The 16,293-nt window shown below is 67.1% G+C and carries 15 protein-coding genes and 4 pseudogenes; 14 read left to right on the top strand and 5 right to left on the bottom strand.

The window, feature by feature from the left end:
• The first annotated feature begins 66 nt into the window (after positions 1-66).
• Positions 67-906, top strand: coding sequence for a helix-turn-helix transcriptional regulator (locus tag M4D77_RS15480; protein ID WP_259936625.1), 840 nt, complete (start codon positions 67-69; stop codon positions 904-906).
• A gap of 40 nt (positions 907-946) precedes the next feature.
• On the opposite strand, the gene M4D77_RS15485 is transcribed toward M4D77_RS15480, so the two are convergent.
• On the bottom strand, positions 947-1,738 hold the full coding sequence (locus M4D77_RS15485; protein WP_058250604.1) for a hypothetical protein: 792 nt from the start codon (positions 1,736-1,738) through the stop codon (positions 947-949).
• Between the two features lie 94 nt (positions 1,739-1,832).
• On the opposite strand from M4D77_RS15485, the gene M4D77_RS15490 reads away from it, so the two are divergent.
• From M4D77_RS15490 to M4D77_RS15525, 8 genes are all read left to right on the top strand, one after another.
• Positions 1,833-2,420 carry a GNAT family N-acetyltransferase gene (locus M4D77_RS15490; RefSeq protein ID WP_259936637.1) on the top strand — a complete coding sequence of 196 codons (588 nt, stop codon included), beginning with the start codon at positions 1,833-1,835 and terminating at the stop codon, positions 2,418-2,420.
• Between the two features lie 56 nt (positions 2,421-2,476).
• Positions 2,477-2,680, top strand: a complete 204-nt coding sequence (locus M4D77_RS15495) for a zinc-ribbon domain-containing protein (protein ID WP_068972513.1) — start codon at positions 2,477-2,479, stop codon at positions 2,678-2,680.
• Positions 2,681-2,770: 90 nt separating this feature from the next.
• A complete protein-coding gene (locus M4D77_RS15500) occupies positions 2,771-4,279 on the top strand; it encodes a YdiU family protein (RefSeq protein ID WP_259936626.1) in 1,509 nt (502 codons plus the stop codon).
• 25 nt (positions 4,280-4,304) lie between these two features.
• Entirely contained in the window at positions 4,305-4,676 is a 372-nt protein-coding gene (locus M4D77_RS15505; RefSeq protein ID WP_137809407.1) for a TraR/DksA C4-type zinc finger protein, read from the top strand.
• Between the two features lie 307 nt (positions 4,677-4,983).
• Positions 4,984-6,027 carry an NAD(P)-dependent alcohol dehydrogenase gene (locus tag M4D77_RS15510; protein WP_078113864.1) on the top strand — a complete coding sequence of 348 codons (1,044 nt, stop codon included), beginning with the start codon at positions 4,984-4,986 and terminating at the stop codon, positions 6,025-6,027.
• A gap of 79 nt (positions 6,028-6,106) precedes the next feature.
• Positions 6,107-6,832: a 1-acyl-sn-glycerol-3-phosphate acyltransferase gene (locus M4D77_RS15515; protein WP_205334351.1), complete on the top strand. Its 726-nt coding sequence runs from the start codon at positions 6,107-6,109 to the stop codon at positions 6,830-6,832.
• Positions 6,833-6,901: 69 nt separating this feature from the next.
• Positions 6,902-7,993, top strand: coding sequence for a YihY/virulence factor BrkB family protein (locus M4D77_RS15520; RefSeq protein ID WP_205334352.1), 1,092 nt, complete (start codon positions 6,902-6,904; stop codon positions 7,991-7,993).
• Positions 7,994-8,073: 80 nt separating this feature from the next.
• Complete coding sequence (locus tag M4D77_RS15525) at positions 8,074-8,892, top strand: DUF1206 domain-containing protein (RefSeq protein ID WP_078113861.1); 819 nt, start codon at positions 8,074-8,076, stop codon at positions 8,890-8,892.
• 29 nt (positions 8,893-8,921) lie between these two features.
• Here M4D77_RS15525 and M4D77_RS15530 read toward each other — a convergent pair whose 3' ends face one another.
• From M4D77_RS15530 to M4D77_RS15545, 4 genes and pseudogenes are all read right to left on the bottom strand, one after another.
• Entirely contained in the window at positions 8,922-10,406 is a 1,485-nt protein-coding gene (locus tag M4D77_RS15530) for an NAD(P)/FAD-dependent oxidoreductase (RefSeq protein WP_159370872.1), read from the bottom strand.
• An 84-nt stretch (positions 10,407-10,490) separates the two neighbouring features.
• Positions 10,491-10,931, bottom strand: a complete 441-nt coding sequence (locus tag M4D77_RS15535; protein ID WP_159370871.1) for a DUF1622 domain-containing protein — start codon at positions 10,929-10,931, stop codon at positions 10,491-10,493.
• Between the two features lie 45 nt (positions 10,932-10,976).
• Positions 10,977-11,842, bottom strand: a pseudogene (locus M4D77_RS15540) (thiamine pyrophosphate-binding protein).
• A gap of 120 nt (positions 11,843-11,962) precedes the next feature.
• Positions 11,963-12,757 (bottom strand): PfkB family carbohydrate kinase, encoded by a 795-nt coding sequence (locus M4D77_RS15545; protein WP_247449265.1) that lies wholly within the window; start codon positions 12,755-12,757, stop codon positions 11,963-11,965.
• A gap of 190 nt (positions 12,758-12,947) precedes the next feature.
• Between M4D77_RS15545 and M4D77_RS15550 the strand changes: the two are divergent.
• The 5 genes and pseudogenes from M4D77_RS15550 to M4D77_RS15570 form a co-directional block, all read left to right on the top strand.
• Positions 12,948-13,257 (top strand): annotated as a pseudogene (locus M4D77_RS15550) (glutathione-dependent formaldehyde dehydrogenase); the annotation flags it as partial.
• Between the two features lie 62 nt (positions 13,258-13,319).
• Positions 13,320-13,815: pseudogene (locus tag M4D77_RS15555) on the top strand (hypothetical protein); the annotation flags it as partial.
• A 2-nt stretch (positions 13,816-13,817) separates the two neighbouring features.
• Positions 13,818-14,160 (top strand): annotated as a pseudogene (locus tag M4D77_RS15560) (uracil-DNA glycosylase family protein).
• Positions 14,161-14,289: 129 nt separating this feature from the next.
• A complete protein-coding gene (locus M4D77_RS15565; protein ID WP_259936627.1) occupies positions 14,290-14,727 on the top strand; it encodes a nuclear transport factor 2 family protein in 438 nt (145 codons plus the stop codon).
• A 206-nt stretch (positions 14,728-14,933) separates the two neighbouring features.
• Entirely contained in the window at positions 14,934-16,268 is a 1,335-nt protein-coding gene (locus M4D77_RS15570; RefSeq protein WP_259936628.1) for an NAD(P)H-binding protein, read from the top strand.
• Positions 16,269-16,293 lie beyond the last annotated feature (25 nt).

Raw genomic sequence — 16,293 nt, forward strand, 5'->3', positions numbered from 1 at the left:
GTGGGGACTTTCACCTGGCCACCAGCGGGGACATCAAACTGGCCGTTGACACGCAAGAATGGCCGAATGATCGATCGTCCCGGTCTCGCTGACTTCCTTCGGGTGAGGCGTGCCGCCCTTCAGCCCGAGGACGTCGGACTGCCTCGCGGGCAGCGCCGTCGCACAGGTGGACTCCGTCGCGAAGAGGTGGCTGCCCTGTGTCACATGTCCGCCGACTACTACTCACGACTCGAACGCGAGCGCGGCCCGCAGCCGTCGCCACAAATGGTGGCCGCCATCGCACAGGGCCTCCACCTCTCCGTCGAGGAGCGAGACCACCTGTTCCACCTCGCCGGCCACCGGCCGCCCATGCGCGGACCCGACCGCGAGCACATCTCCCCGGGCATGATGCGGATCTTCGACCGGCTCGCCGACACCCCGGCCGAGATCGTCACCGAACTCGGCGAGACGTTGCGCCAGAACCGACTCGGGGTGGCACTGGTCGGCGACCTCATGCGGTTCGACGGGCCGGCGCGGAGCATCGGCTATCGGTGGTTCACCGATCCGCGGGCTCGCCAATTGCATCCGTCCGACGACCACGACTTCTACTCACGTATGTACGTATCCGGACTACGAGGAGTGGCTGCGCTACGAGGCCCGCAGTCGTATGCGGCGTCGCTCGCGGAACGGCTCACAGGCGAGAGCGAGGAGTTCCGCGAGATCTGGGCACGGCACGAAGTGGGTATAGCTCCTCGCGAGACCAAGAGGTACGTGCACCCCGAGGTGGGATTGATCGAGCTGAGTTGCCAGATCTTGGTCGACCCGCGGTGTTCGCATTCGCTGCTCGTCTACACCGCGACCCCGGGCAGTGCGAGTGCCGAGAAGCTCCGGTTGCTGTCCGTCGTCGCGGCACCCACGGCGACCTGACGCCCGGCAAGCGAAGCCGAGTCACTCGGAGGGCAGCCGCTCAGAACCCCCCGAAGTCGCCACCGCCGAAGTCGCCTCCCCCGCCGAAGTCGCCGCCACCGAAATCTCCCCCGCCGAAGTCACCGGAGTCACCACCGCCGAAGTCGCCGGAGTCACCGCCTTCCAGGGCGCCACCGTCGGAACCGTCGCCGGCGCCACTCTCGAAGGACTGCGCGTCGTAGGGAACGCCCGCCATGCCGGAGAACATTGCCGAGAACAGGAACATCGATCCGAGTCCCCAGGCGCCGGCAACGAGAGCCGGTTTCCACCACGGCTCGGAGTACCAACCGGCGGGTACCGGCCTGCCCGCGACGCGGCCACCGGGATAGTAGTTGGGCGTCTGCTCCGACGGGTTGGGCGATGCCGCGACCTTTCGTCCCTCGAACTCCACGGTCCGGTCCTCGGTGACCGCACCGGCACTCTTCTGCCCGTCGAGCTCGGGGATCGCCGGACCTGGGTCGAGGTCCATGGCGGCCCGGGCCGCACGGATGTAGTAGAGCCCCTCGATCGCAGTCTGTTTGGCCAGCCGCGCCTGCACCGGCGAATTGGCCTGCTCGATCTGAGACCCCGCCGCGGTGTATCGCTCCCCCGCGTCGGCCAGCGCCTGTTTCGATGCCGGGCCGTCGCCGACCAGCATGAACACCTGGCCGCCCAGACGTTCGATCACCTGTCGTGCGTCGGCTTTCGCGTCCTCGAGGGTGCGGGCCGCGTTGGCGCCGGAACGCTGTTGGGCGAACACCACCACCCCGACGACGATCACGACGATGACGGCGATCAGGATCAGTGCTTCCATGCTTCCCTCCGGTTTCGCGGGTCCGCAGCCCGGTGGCGGTGACGTCAGGCCGACAAAACGGACACCACCGAGCGTACCGATGCCCGCCGACCCGATGCGTCTCGACAGATGGCGAGCACCTCCGGCCTCGTCCATTCTCCGCGAGGCCGGCGGTGGTCGCGGAGTTTCCGTGGTGCCGCACGCGCAGCCGCCGACCGTCATCGGTCACCCTGGGTGGGTGACCGGTCGACACGCGGTACGAATTCAACCTTCGCAGAACTCCCACCATGTGGCCGAGCTCCGCTGGGAGTGGGCGTACGAAGACGATCGCTCCGTCGGGCCGTGGCTTGGCGATACCGCCTTCGCCGCCGCAGTTGCGAGTTGGTTGGACGATGAGCGACGAACGGTCTGGACCGCGGGCACGGACGACATGACCGTGGGAATGGTGTGCTTGACCGAACACGCCCGGATGCCGAGTCCCCGGCAGGGCGCCGGCGGCCGATGGGGTTATCTCGGTCATCTGTACGTCCGCCCGGCGTTCCGCGGTTCCGGGATCGGACGTGAACTGGTCCGGCATACCGTCGCGACCGCGGACGGCCGTGGATACGCGAAGGTGGTGCTCAACCCGACCGAAGCATCGACAGACCTGTACAAACAATGCGGTTTCACAGCCGAGAACGACCTCATGGTCCGCCGCCCGTGATCGACTACCGCGGCGCGTGACCGGCCGCCGCGAGCCGCGAACTCTACGATGGCGGCGTGTTCTTCTTGTTCGGATATGGCCGTAGGCAGAAGCATCTCGGTGCGGGTCAGACCCGCACCTGTCCCCGCTGCCACAACACCACCCAGTGGGCGCGGATGCGTGAATACAGCCAGTTCAGCGTGTTCTTCATCCCGATCGCCCGGTGGAATCGGCGCAACTTCGAGGCCTGCGGCATCTGCGGCGCGGCGCTGGCGGCCTGATCGCCGTCCGGGGCGAGTGAGGTGGACACTCCTCCCTCGCCCCTTCTGCGCAGCCGGTTTGCCGGTCCGGAAACTGGTTACCCTCGAGGGGTGTCCGTCTCTCCCGATACTCCCGCCCGCACGAGCGCTGCAATCACCGGCTTCGAGCGCACCTTCGTCGACGAGCTGACGCCCTTCACCGTGCCGTGGCAGGGTGCCGAGACGCCTGACCCCCGACTGCTCGTCGTCAACGAGTCACTCGCCGACGACCTGGGCCTCGACATCGCGGCACTGACATCCGACGACGGTGTCGCACTTCTGTCGGGTGCGGCCGCGCCCGCCGATGCCGTCCCCGTCGCCACCGCGTACTCGGGGCATCAATTCGGCGGGTACACACCGCTTCTCGGGGACGGCCGGGCGTTGCTGCTCGGGGAGCTGATCGACCGCGGCGGTCGACGAGTCGATCTACAGCTCAAGGGTTCTGGGCGTACCCCCTTCTCCCGAGGTGGCGACGGATTCGCGGTGGTCGGGCCGATGCTGCGCGAGTATCTGATCAGCGAGGCCATGCACGCCCTGGGGATCCCGACCACGCGTTCGCTGTCGGTCGTGGCCACGGGGCGAGACATTCAGCGCACCGGGGCCGAGCCCGGCGCGGTGTTGGCGCGGATCGCCGCCAGCCATCTCCGTGTCGGCACCTTCGAGTACGCAATCCGGAACACCGACCTGACGCAACAACTCGCCGACTACGCGATCAGCCGCCACTACCCGGAGCTCGCGAAAGCGTCGGAGGCCGGCGACGGCAACCGGTATCTCGCGTTCTTCGAAGCCGTACTCGAACGTCAGGCCGCACTGGTGGCCCAGTGGATGCTGGTGGGGTTCGTGCACGGCGTGATGAACACCGACAACACGACGATCTCGGGTGAGACCATCGACTACGGGCCCTGCGCCTTCCTCGACGCCTTCGACCCGTCGGCGGTGTTCAGCTCGATCGACCACGCGGGCCGATACGCCTACGGGAATCAGCCCGCCGTCCTGAAGTGGAATCTGGCGCGGTTCGCCGAAACCCTGCTCAGGCTCATGGCCCCGACACCCGATGAGGCGATCGCTGCGGCGTCGGACGTGCTCGCCACGTACGAGGTGCGGTACGAACATCATTTCGCCACCGGCATGGCGTCGAAAATCGGTCTGACAGAAGCGTTTTCCGAACCCGAACTGGTCGCCGACCTGTTGACCCTGATGCGTGATCATCGTGCGGACTGGACAGGCACCTTCCGGGCGCTGGCCGATGAACTCCGCGGAGATCAGGTCCCGATCATCAGCCTGATGCCGCGCGAGCAGATCGGTCCGTGGCTGGAACGATGGCGCCGTGAACTCGCCCGTCTCGGTCGTGAGCCCGGTGCGGTCGCCGAGGCGATGGATACCGTGAACCCGGTGTACATCCCGCGCAACCATCAGGTCGACGCCGCTTTGCGCGCCGCGACCGACGGCGATCTGGAACCGTTCACGCGGCTGATGGATCCCGTCACGCATCCGTTCGAACGCCGCACCGAATGGGCTCACTTCGCGGCGCCGGCCCCGCAGGCGTTCAGCGACAGCTTCCAGACCTTCTGCGGCACCTGAGCGAGACGACGTCGGTGGGCCCACGGTGACCTCGAGGCAGGATGACGAGTCGCGGGATGTGCTGCTCGCAGAACGGGAACGGACCGCCGCGCTGATCGAATCGTTGTCGTCCCGGCTGGCCGCGGTGCTCGAGGCGACGAGCGACGCGGCGGCCGACGATGAGCACGATCCGGAAGGTTCGACTCTCGCGGTGGAACGCGGCCATCTGGTTGCGCAGCTGGAACGGTCGCGAGTCCGGCTCGACGAGATCGGTGCCGCCCTGGACCGGGTCGGCGCGGGTGCCTACGGCCGGTGCGAGGACTGTGGCGAACCCATCGGTGCCGAGCGCCTCGAAGTCCTGCCGGCCACCCGGCAGTGTGTGCGGTGCGCCGCTCGGAATCAGTCGCGACGATGGTGACCCGGAGTCGCAGCGTTGTCCGGTCCACCCGTACTCCAAAGTGCATCCGGTCCTCTTCCGCCTCCGGCCGTCGTCTCGGCTGATCGACTCTGCCACAGGATGTTTGACGCACCCGCCGACACGCCCGGCACGCCGCGACATCGAACTCCGTGGTCCGTCCCGGCTTCTGATCGGCATTGTCCACCTGTGCCGCGGTTCAGCAGGAATTCGCGTCTGGTTTCCCGCCGACGTATGCGCGTATCGCCATACGCGGGTAGACCGGAAGGCGGGAGAGCACGCAAACGACTCGAACCGAGAGGTGTCCGGCATGAAAGCCATCCAGATCGTCAAGCCAGGAAGTCCGCCCGAGCTCCGCGAGGTCGACAAGCCGACACCCGGCCCCGGCCAGGTGTTGTTGAAGGTGACTGCCGCCGGTGCGTGCCACTCCGACGATTTCGTGCTCAACATGCCCGCCGAGGGTTTTCCCTATCCGTTACCCATGACGCTCGGGCACGAGGGAGCCGGTGTGGTCGCCGAGATCGGCAGCGGTGTGACGTCGCTGACCGAGGGAACCGCGGTGGCGGTCTACGGCCCCTGGGGTTGCGGGACCTGTCACTTCTGCTCGCGTGGGTTCGAGAACTACTGCAGTCGTGCGGCCGAACTCGGCATCACTCCCCCCGGGCTCGGCAACGAAGGTGCGATGGCCGACTACATGATCGTCGACGACGCCCGGCACCTCGTTCCGCTCGGCGACCTCGACCCGATCGCAGCGGTACCGCTCACCGACGCGGGGCTCACGCCGTATCACGCGATCAAACCGTCGCTGCCGAAGCTCGTCGGCGGCACCACGGCCGTCGTCATCGGTGCGGGCGGATTGGGGCACATCGGGATTCAGCTGTTACGGCATCTGACCCCGGCGCGCATCATCGCCCTCGACCTCAGCGAGGACAAGCTCGCGTTCGCACGCGAGGTGGGTGCCCATGAGACCGTTCTCAGCGATGCCGACGCCGTGGCGAATGTCCGGAAGATCACCGGAAACGACGGCGCCACCGCGGTATTCGACTTCGTCGGCTTGCAGCCGACCATCGACACCGCGATGGGCATCGTCGGCACGCTGGGTGACGTCGTGATCGTCGGCATCGGTGACGGTGTCGCCGCGGCGAAGGTCGGCTTCTTCACCCAGCCCTATGAGGTGTCGGTTCGGGCGCCGTACTGGGGTGCGCGGCACGAACTGATCGAGGTCCTCGACCTCGCGCGCGACGGTGTCCTGGAGGTCGCCGTCGAGAAGTTCTCCCTCGACGACGGGCTCGAGGCCTACCGTCGGTTGGCCTCGAACGAGCTGCGTGGCCGGGCGGTCGTCGTCCCCGACTGACCTCGGAGCTGTACCCGGACGGTCATGCGGAGTCCCGTGGCGGCACCGCAGCCCCGCAACCTACGGTACCGTAACTTAGGTGAAGGTCGAGCTGTCCGAGGCACAGGCGGTATACGAGCACTACCGGACCCATCAGCAGGACCGCGCCCGGGCGCGAATGATGTACGCGGTGCTCGCCGCCCGAATCCGGCCGGTCGTGCGCTTTCGTTCGCGGGAGGCGATCGTCCGCGCCGTGCGCAGCGGGGCTCCGCTGCTCATTGCGGCGAATCATGTCTCCGAGCGCGACCCGTTGGTCCTCGCAGCTGCGGGCTTCCGGTCACCGCTGCGGCGCCGGATAGGCAGCCTGCGTGTCCTCGCGAAAGACGAACTGTTCCAGGATCCGGAACAGCGAAAGAAGATCGACACTCTGGGCGGGATCCCGGTGTTTCGCAGCAAGGACCACGGAGTGCGAGCTGCGGCCGACGCCGGGCGTCAGATGATCGCCGTCTGCGTCGAACGAATGGCACGCGGGGACAGCATCGCGGTGTTTCCGGAGGGGACCTGCAACGAGGGCGACCCGACGGAGGTTCAGCGGCTCGGCACCGGGATCGGCCACATCGCCCATCGAGCCCTGCGAGACGGTGTCGGACTGTGGTTGGTCTCCGCCGGGATCGCCTACCCGGCCGGTGGTGGCCGGCCCGTTGTCGCTCTGGGTGAACCGGTGGACCTCGGCGCCCGTCGAGACGACACACCCGCCGCCGTGACCCGCTGGATCCAGCGAGATCTGCAGGGGGCGGTCGACGCCGCCTGCGGCCACGTGCGCTGACCCCACAGGTGACGGGTGCGCCGACGTCGGCCGGGTTTGGCTCGCGCGTTCGCTGGTTAAGCGCAGGGGATGAAACGAGATGACGCCGCTGAACGAGCTGACAAGGATCCGGCCTCAGCTGAACCGGACGTTCGCGACGACCCCGAATCGGCCGACCCCGATGATCCGCGCAAGCCGGACTCCCCCACTGACCTGACCAAGCCGTCCCTCCTCTTCGTGCTGAAGAAGACCGCGCGGGAGTTCTCGCGCGATCAGTGCACCGATCTGGCAGCGGCGCTCACCTATTACTCCGTGCTCTCGCTGTTCCCGGCGCTGCTCGCGCTGGTCTCGCTGCTCGGTGTGTTCGGCCAGGGCGAGAAGACGACCGACGCCGTCCTGCAGATGGTCGACGACCTCGGACCGTCGTCGGCCGTGGACACGTTGCGGGGCCCCGTCGAACAACTCGTGGCCGCCCCCAGCGCCGGTTTCGCCCTCGTACTCGGTCTGCTCGGCGCGCTCTGGTCCGCTTCGGGTTACGTGGGGGCGTTCGGACGCGCGATGAACCGGATGTACGAGATCGACGAAGGCCGTCCCATCTGGAAGCTGCGGCCGATCATGCTGCTCGTGACCCTCGTAGCACTCGTGCTCGCCGCTGCCGTGGCACTGATGCTGGCCGTCAGCGGACCGATCGCGAAATCGATCGGAGACGCCATCGGTTTCGGCGAGACCGCGCTGACCGTGTGGAACATCGTCCGTTGGCCGATCCTCCTGCTGTTCGTCATCCTGATCGTCGCCATTCTCTACTGGGCGACCCCGAACGTGCAGCAGCCGAAGTTCCGGTGGATCAGCGCCGGAGCGGTGCTGGCCATCGTCACCTGGATCGTCGCGTCGGTGGCATTTGCGCTGTACGTCTCGAACTTCGGCAGCTACAACAAGACCTACGGCGCACTCGCGGGAGTCATCGTCTTCCTGCTGTGGCTGTGGCTGACGAACCTCGCGCTGCTGTTCGGGGCCGAGTTCGACTCCGAACTCGAACGTGGCCGACAGCTACAGGCGGGGATGCCGGCCGAAGAGCACCTGCAACTGCCGCCTCGGGACACCACGGCGTCGGACAAGAACGACGAGAAGGACCAGAAGTACATCGAACAGGCTCGGGCCCTTCGTAACTCGCAGGGGAAGTGAGCGACCGCCCGACGCCCCCGTAACGTCAGTGGAACCGGCCGGGCACCAGCTCGGTCGACCGGTGGAAGGAACGTGGCGCGATGAGCCGCAATCAAGTGACCGGCGCGGTCGACCGCGCCACCGACAGCCCGTGGTTCGAGCGCTTGGCGCGTGCCGGCCACGCCGTCAGCGGCCTGCTCCATCTGCTGATCGCCTACATCATCCTGCGCCTGGCCTTCGGTGGGGGCGGGAACGCCGACCAGTCGGGTGCGTTGGGGATCTTCGCCGACTCGTCCGGCGGCCGCGTCGTCCTGTGGGTGGCCGCGGTCGCGTTCGCAGCACTGGCGCTGTGGCGACTCGCCGAGGCCGTCGTCGGACCCCACGCCACCGAACCGGGCGAGGACAGTGATGGCGCCGAGCAGTGGTTCGATCGCGGAAAAGCGTTGTCGCTCGCCGTGGTCTACGTCGGGTTCGCCTGGTCGGCAATACGTTTCGCGACCGGCCAAGGGAAGTCGAGTGGTCAGGAGAACGCCGGACTGACAGCGCGACTCCTGCAGTCCGGTGGCGGGAAGTTCGTCCTCGTCGCGGCCGGCCTGATCATCATCGGCGTCGGCGTCTACCACGTCTACAAGGGAGCCAGCCGGTCGTTCCTCGACGATCTCAAGATCTCCGACGACAAGGCGGCGACAATCGCGGGCGTGATCGGTTACTGCGGCAAGGGTGTCGTTCTGGCCGGCACCGGCATCCTGGTCATCGTGGCTGTTGCGACTGCCGATCCGTCGAAGGCCACGGGGATCGACGGCGCGGTCAAGACACTGGCCGGCCTGCCCGCCGGGCAGGTGCTGATGATCCTGGCCGCGGTGGGTATCGCGGCCTACGGCGTCTACTGCTACTGGCTGGTGCGGTTCGCGCGGATGTGACTCAGCCGCCGTCCGGCGAGTCGTCACCGCTACCCGACCGTCGACCGCACCCGCTCCCCCGCCCGCGCGAATCGGACGTTGTCGTCGGCGACGTCACCACGGAACAATTTGCGGTCGGCGTAGTAGCTCATCGACATCACCCAGGGCTCCTCAGCTCCCTGCTTGGGCAGGGTGTCGAGGGCTCGTTGGACGTAGCCGGCCCCGAAGTCGAGCAGTGGCCGAGTCGGCATATCGGGGTCCGCGACCGCCCACACACTGTCGTATCCGTGAGAATCCATGTGCGCCAGAAGTTTGCAGAAGTATTCGCACAACAGTCCGATCTTGAGGGTCCACGACGCATTGGTGTAACCGATCGCCAGCGCGAAGTTCGGCACACCGGACAGCATCATCCCGCGGTAGACGACGGTGTCGGGAAGGGACACCGGTTCACCGTCGACGCTCAGCTCGATGCCGCCGATGATCTTGATGTTGAGCCCGGTCGCGGTGACGACGATGTCGGCCTCGAGTTCCTCCCCGCCCACTGTCCGGATGCCGTTCTCGGTGAAGGTGTTGACCCGGTCGGTGACGATCGAGGCCTTCCCGGAGCGGATGGCCCGGAACAGGTCGGCGTCGGGCACCACACACAGCCGCTGGTCCCAGGGGTTGTACGGGGGATTGAAATGCGTGTCCACCGGATAGTCCTCGGGCAGCTGAGATTCGTTGATCTTGCGGATCAGCCGACGAGCGACCGATGGGAATCGCTGGCACAGTTCGAAGAGCAACCGCTGCTGCGCGACGTTCTTGTGTCGGGTCAATGCGTATCCGCGTTCGGTGCCGAACACTTTCTTGAGGGTGTTGGCGATGGCGTCCTCGCGGGGCAGCGGGAGGATGTAGGTCGGTGTGCGCTGGAGCATGGTCACGTGCGCGGCCTGTCCCGCCATCGCGGGAAGCAGTGTGACCGCCGTTGCGCCGCTGCCGATGACCACGACCCGCTTGCCCGCGTAATCGAGGTCCTCGGGCCAGTGCTGCGGATGCACGATCTCGCCACGGAAGGTCTTGGTGCCGGCGAACTCCGGCGCGAACCCCGCGTCGTAGTCGTAGTAGCCCGAGCCACAGAAGATCCATCGCGCACTGATCTGGCTTCGCGTTCCGGTGTCGGTGTGTTCGACGTCGACCGTCCACCGCGCGGTGTCCGACGACCACACGGCCGCCACCACACGATGCCCATACCGGACCAGCGGAGCGAGATCGTTCTCGTCGATCGTCTCGTGGAGGTAATCGAGGATTCGCGGGGCGTCGGCGATCGCCTGTCGATCGGTCCAGGGCTTGAAGTCGTACCCGAAGGTGTGCAGGTCCGAGTCGGACCGAATCCCCGGGTAGCGGAACAGGTCCCACGTACCGCCGGCGGTATTCCGGGCCTCGAGAATCGCGATCGACTTGCCAGGGTGTTCGGTTCGCACCCAGCGGGCGGCACCGATGCCGGAGATCCCGGCACCGACGATGAGGACATCGACTTCGTCTGGGATCGTTGTCACCCGGCACTCCTTCGGTCGGTCTGTCGGTGATCGGCATCCAGGATGACTCGCCGGTCGTTGTCGGCGCCAGACCGGGTGGCGACACTACCCGTCGACGCGTCGCGCGGTGCTTTCGGTTGTCGGTCGCGCAGCTGCTGCGTCGTTCGCGACCGCTGCACCGAGCAGTTGTCCACCGCTGGTCAGCAACGCTCGACGCCACGGCGCCACGCCCTCGATCTCGATCTGGATGGACATCGACAACACGGTACGGATGAGCACGATGAGCCCGAGGATGAGCGCATCCTCGATCGACGGTTTGGACGTGATGGTGCGGATGAGATCCGCCGCGACCAGGACTTCCAGCCCCAGGAGAATGGCTGCTCCGAGTGTGTTGCGCAGTACCGAGAAGGCAGTGTTGCCACCCTCTCCCCGACGGAGCGAACGTGCGCCCAGCACGCACGCGATGATCGCTCCCACGATCATCGCGAAGGCTCCGACTGCCTCGAACCCGACCGCTACCGCTGTGAAGAGTTCCTCACCGCTCATGCGGTGGAGAGTACGGGACCGGGGCGCAGCCGGTGTCCCGTGTAGTCAGTCGTTGTCGGACTGCCGTCCGGGTAGGAACTGGCGGATTCCCTGTCTGGCTGCGTTCTTGGCGACGGCCCATGCATCGTCGTCACCCTTGACCAGCGCCTCGCCGAGGGCGAGGACCTGCTCGCGGGTCGCGTGCGGCGGGACGGGAGGCACCGTCGGGTCGCAACGCACGTCGAGCAACGCCGGTCGATCGGCGGCCAGGGCGGTGTCCCATGCGGTACCGAGACCATCCGGGTCGTCGACGTTGATCCCGACGAGTCCGATCCCCCGCGCGAAGGCCGCGTAGTCGACGTCGGGGAGTTCCTGTGAGGCAGCGAATTTCGGCGATCCTGACATCGCGCGCTGTTCCCACGTCGGCAACCGTGATGAGCTCGGGCGCACATCCCCGTGCCCCCTGGCCGACCAGCATCGCGACCCGCTCCCCGGAGTTGAGGATCTCGGCGGCACGCGAGACCGCATCTGGGTCCGGCGCGGGAGACGCCGACGTGACCCCGAGGCTGGACGGGACCTGCTTGAAGGCCTGCCGTGGTGGCTCGTAGGTGAGGTCGAGAACATCCGAGGGAAAGATCAGGGCCCTCGGCGCGCGTTCGGCGAGCGCGATCCGGATCGCCCGGTCGATGAGTGGATGCCGCCGGGACCACTGGTCGCGGCACATACACCGACCTCACCGGAGAATTTCGCGTACCCGACGGCTCGGAACGCGCTCATCTCCTCGTGGCGCGACTGCACGAACTGCGGATCGTCCTCCGCGCGTACCCAGGCCGACAGCAGGCCGTTGATGCCGTCGCCGGGGTAGCCGAAAACCTGCCGGACCCCCACTCCCGAAGGCGTTGCAGCACGATGTCGGCGACGGTCTCGGACATGGATTCTCCTCGGGACGACGTCCCGGACGGTGACGGTGACCGCCGGGCTGTCGCTCGACTACCCGGGGAGAAGCCCGCTGACACCCGACGGGCTGGGCCGACCGAGCACTCGCCCGTGGGTCACCTCGATCCGTGCCACACGGCGTCGAACGGTGCGTTCGAGGCGAGACGGCCGACGATGCCGTCGTGGGTGAATTGCTTGGCGGTGCTGATCGCGTCGAGGACCCCTACGCCCTTGGTGAGTTCGGCGGTGGTGGCGGCCGCGAACACGCAGCCGGCTCCGGAGACCCGCTCGTCGCCCACCTTCGGGGCACGCAGGACGGTGACCTCGTAGCCGTCGAAGACGACGTCGATCGCCTCATCGCCGGGGAGTCCGACCCCGCCCTTCACGACGACGACCTTCGGCCCGAGTTCATGGATTCGCCGCGCCGCCTCGGCGAGGTCGTCGGTGGACGTCAGTTCGTCCATGCCGGCCAAGGTCGCGGCCTCGAACAGATTGGGGGTCACCACGGTGGCCAGCGGCAAGATCTCGGAGCGGAGGGCGTTGTCGGTGTCGAGTGCGGCGCCGGGCTCCTGGCCCTTGCAGATCAGCACCGGGTCGACGACGACGTCTCGCCACTGTCGGGAGCCGAGCGCCTGCGCGACCGTGGAGATGGTGGCCGGGGTGCCCAGCATGCCGATCTTCACGACCTCGGGTTCGTGCGCGGCAGTGGCCACCTCGATCTGATCGGCGATCACCCCGGAGTCGATCGGTACGAACCGATGGGACCACTCGTTGTTCGGGTCGAAGGACACGATGCAGGTGATGGTCCCGACACCATAGGTACCCAGCTGTGCGAAGGTGCGCAGGTCGGCCTGGATGCCCGCTCCCCCGCTGGCCTCCGAACCGGCGATCACATAAGACACCATTGACATCGACGATCTCCTCCCGAGGACTGTCCTGGATTCGGGTTCCTTTTCTACACCCCCGCGCGTGACACCGGTCTGCGCGCACCGCGCCGCCGGCGCGGTTAGTACCGCATTTGTGGGGTACCCGAACGCGCATGAGTCCAGACACGATGTGCGCGATGGTCTACCGCGGCCCCGCGGCCAAGTTCCAGCTGCAGGCGCGTCACCGATCGCCCTCAACTGGGCCATCGATGCGGTCCGCAAAGGCGGCACCGTTTCGGTCATGGGTGCGTACGGGCCGATGTTCAGCGCGGTCAAGTTCGGCGACGCCATGAACAAGGGACTCACCCCGAACATGAACCAGTGCCCGGTCAAACGGCAGTGGCCGAGACTGTTCGACCACATCCGCAACGGTATTTCACACATTGTCACGCATCGAATTCCGCTTCGAGCACATCGCTGAGGGCTACCGCATCTTCTCCGAGGAGCTCGACGACTGCATCAAGCCGATCATCGTTGCCGACGCCGGCAGAGGAGGACCCGTGCCCGCTATCCCGCAGACCGCCCCCACGACCCCGACACCGCCGCACTGGTCGACCGCATACCCGGATGGGGCGTCGACCTGGATCCCGCAAACCGCCCCGCGGTTCCGCGCGAACTGCCCGTCGAACCGGCCCCGGGCGTCCACTGGACCGTCCCCGAAGACCAGCCCGAGCGTCAGCCCCGCGAGCGATCGAACGAACATGCCTTTCTGCCACCGGTTTTCGGCACGTCCACGCTGCCGCGCGGGCTGTCCGGGGTGATCCGACGCTCCGCGTCCCGCTACAGCGAGGGGCGCGCGGCGCATTGGCTGATCCTGCTGGGCGCCGATCGCGTGGCGTCCATCGAGGCGCACCTCGCGTCGTTCGCGACCGGTCGGCCCCGACAACCCGGTGACCGAGACGGGCATCCGGTCCGAACTCTCCCACCACGGATGGTCGTCCCGCCGTGGCCGGAAACGCGTCGACGGCAACCACTCCCGGTTCGACCCGTTGCTGGTGGGCGGGCCGCGGGTGATCACCGGGGCCGCGGCGGGTGTCGCGGTGGGGTGGGCGCGCCCGGTTCGACGATCATGTTCATCGGCGAACAGCCCGGTGACCAGAAGGATCGTGCCGACGAACCGTTCGTCGGTCCGGCCGGCCGCTGTCGTGTGTCTGGGTGCCACGGCCGCACAGGCCTTGCTGGGCACCAACTTCCGGCTCACCCGACACCGTGGCGAGCGCTTCGATCTCGGCGCCGACGGAGACCTCGGCCCCGACCATTCCGAGTTCGTGGTGGTGACCGTGCACCCGTCGTCGATTCTCCGCGGACCCACGGATCAGCGCGAGCGGGCCTTCGACGCCTTCGTCGCCGACCTCCGCGTCGTCCGCGACCTCGCAGCATCGACCTGACTTGCGGCACCCGCTCCGGTGCGGTTTCGCTGGCAAGCGTCTGGACTGGTGTCTATAGTCGGCGGCGACGGCCGGTCTCGGCGCTGCCACGACGGGCTGCCCGTACCGATACCGGTGGACGGGAGAACGATGGACCTGCAGGAGATCAGCGACCGGTTCGGCATCGCGGACACGTTGTACCGGTACTCACGAGCGGTCGACACCAAGGACTGGGAACTCTGGCGCTCGGTGTTCACCCCGGAGGCGGTGGTCGACTACTCGTCGACGCCCTACGGTCAGGCGGGCACTCGGGACGAGATCGCCGCGTGGCTGGAGGAGAGTTTCGCGTTCGTGTCGGTGAGTCAGCACTTCATCACCAACATCGAGTACACGTTCGACGGAGACCGGGCCGACGTCCGCTCCATGTTCTACAACCCGATGCGTTTCGTCGGCATGCCCGAACTCAGCACCTGCGGCGGCAACTACCACCATTCGATGGTCCGGACCGCGGATGGCTGGAAGAGCGCGGGCCTCCTGGAGGAGTGCCTGTGGTTCGAGAATTCGCCGGCGGGCGCGAACGACAGCTGACGGGCAGACCTGAACTCGACCGCCAGACTTCGATCAAGGTCTGGCTGTCGGATTCAGGTCTGGTGGTCTGGGTTCGGTCTCGGCCAAACGTGCCGTTATCGAATCGTGGCCACGGAGAACGATCCGGCACCGACCGCGCCGAGGCGACGGCGCCGAGCGGCTTCGCTCCCTAGCCTTGGAGGAACACCCCAGAGCGGAGGAGTCAGGTGGACGAGTCGCGAACCTGTCTGGTCACCGGAGCGACCGGTTACGTCGGCGGCCGATTGGCGCCCCGGTTGTTGGCACGCGGGCACCGTGTGCGCGCACTGGCGCGGACACCGGAGAAGCTCGCCGACGCACCGTGGTTGTCTGATCCGACGGCCGAGGTGATTCGGGGTGATCTGTCTGATCGCGATTCGCTGGTCAAGGCCTTCGCGGGTGTGGATGTCGTCTACCACCTGGTCCACTCGATGAGCACCGACGCGGACTTCGCGGCCGAAGAGCGGCGTGCCGCGGAGAATGTGGTGGCCGCGGCTCAGCAGAACGGCGTGTCGCGCATCGTCTACCTCGGCGGTCTCCATCCGTCGGGCACCGACCTGTCCGAACATCTGGCCTCACGCGCCGAGGTCGGCGACATCCTCATCGACTCACCGATCGAGACCATCGCGTTGCAGGCCGGGACGCTGATCGGCTCGGGGTCGGCCTCGTTCGAACTCATCCGGCACCTCACCGAGCGACTACCCGCGATGACGACGCCGCGGTGGGTGCACAACAAGATCCAACCGATTGCGGTCGACGACGCCCTGCATTACCTCGTGGAAGCCGCCACCGCCACCGTCCCGTCGTCGAGGACCTGGGACATCGGCGGTCCCGACGTCCTCGAGTACGGCGACATGATGCAGGTATATGCCGAGGTCGCAGGTCTTCGACCTCGAGTCATGGTGGTACTGCCGTATCTCACGCCGGCGCTGGCGAGCCGCTGGGTCCGGTTCGTCACGCCGATTCGCGGCAAGATCGCTCGACCGCTGATCGAGTCCCTCGAATGCGACGCCGTCTGTCGCGACCGAGCCGTCGACGCGATCATCGATCGTCCGGAAGGGGGGTTGACCTCCTACTCGGAGGCGGTTGCCCACACGCTCGAACGCTCGGCGCGCGGCGATGGCCGTGCCTCGTGGGCCAACGCGTCCGTAGACGTGTCGCCGGCCGAACCCCTTCCTACCGATCCACAGTGGGCCGGTGAGGAGATGTTCGAATCGGAGACCCGGGTCAGTGAGCGCGCGAGTAGTGCGACGGTCTGGGAGCGGCTCGAGCTGGATGCGCGGCACCGCGGTGAGATCGTGCTCGCACATCGACCGGACCGACTTCGTATTCGTCTGCGCGACAACCGGTTCGGCAGATCGTATCGCGAGTATCACCTCCAGGATGCGGACGACGCGGACGGGTCCGTGACGGTCACCACCACCGACCGCTACTTCCCGCGTGGGCTGGCTGGGCTGGCCTATTGGCGTCTGGGAACACCCTTCCGCACCCTCGGCATCCCGGGATTCGATCCGTTCCGGTGAACCGCCGATCCGATGACGTGTCCCG

This window comes from Gordonia sp. p3-SID1431 (genome assembly GCF_025143765.1).
Lineage (GTDB): Bacteria > Actinomycetota > Actinomycetes > Mycobacteriales > Mycobacteriaceae > Gordonia > Gordonia hongkongensis.

Excerpts from the sequence above, each read along its gene's own strand:
- M4D77_RS15480 (WP_259936625.1), top strand. The coding sequence starts at position 67 with ATGATCGATCGTCCCGGTCTCGCTGACTTCCTTCGGGTGAGGCGTGCC.
- M4D77_RS15485 (WP_058250604.1), bottom strand. The coding sequence starts at position 1,738 with ATGGAAGCACTGATCCTGATCGCCGTCATCGTCGTGATCGTCGTCGGG.
- M4D77_RS15490 (WP_259936637.1), top strand. The coding sequence starts at position 1,833 with ATGCGTCTCGACAGATGGCGAGCACCTCCGGCCTCGTCCATTCTCCGC.
- M4D77_RS15510 (WP_078113864.1), top strand. The coding sequence starts at position 4,984 with ATGAAAGCCATCCAGATCGTCAAGCCAGGAAGTCCGCCCGAGCTCCGC.
- M4D77_RS15520 (WP_205334352.1), top strand. The coding sequence starts at position 6,902 with ATGAAACGAGATGACGCCGCTGAACGAGCTGACAAGGATCCGGCCTCA.
- M4D77_RS15525 (WP_078113861.1), top strand. The coding sequence starts at position 8,074 with ATGAGCCGCAATCAAGTGACCGGCGCGGTCGACCGCGCCACCGACAGC.
- M4D77_RS15535 (WP_159370871.1), bottom strand. The coding sequence starts at position 10,931 with ATGAGCGGTGAGGAACTCTTCACAGCGGTAGCGGTCGGGTTCGAGGCA.
- M4D77_RS15545 (WP_247449265.1), bottom strand. The coding sequence starts at position 12,757 with ATGTCAATGGTGTCTTATGTGATCGCCGGTTCGGAGGCCAGCGGGGGA.
- M4D77_RS15565 (WP_259936627.1), top strand. The coding sequence starts at position 14,290 with ATGGACCTGCAGGAGATCAGCGACCGGTTCGGCATCGCGGACACGTTG.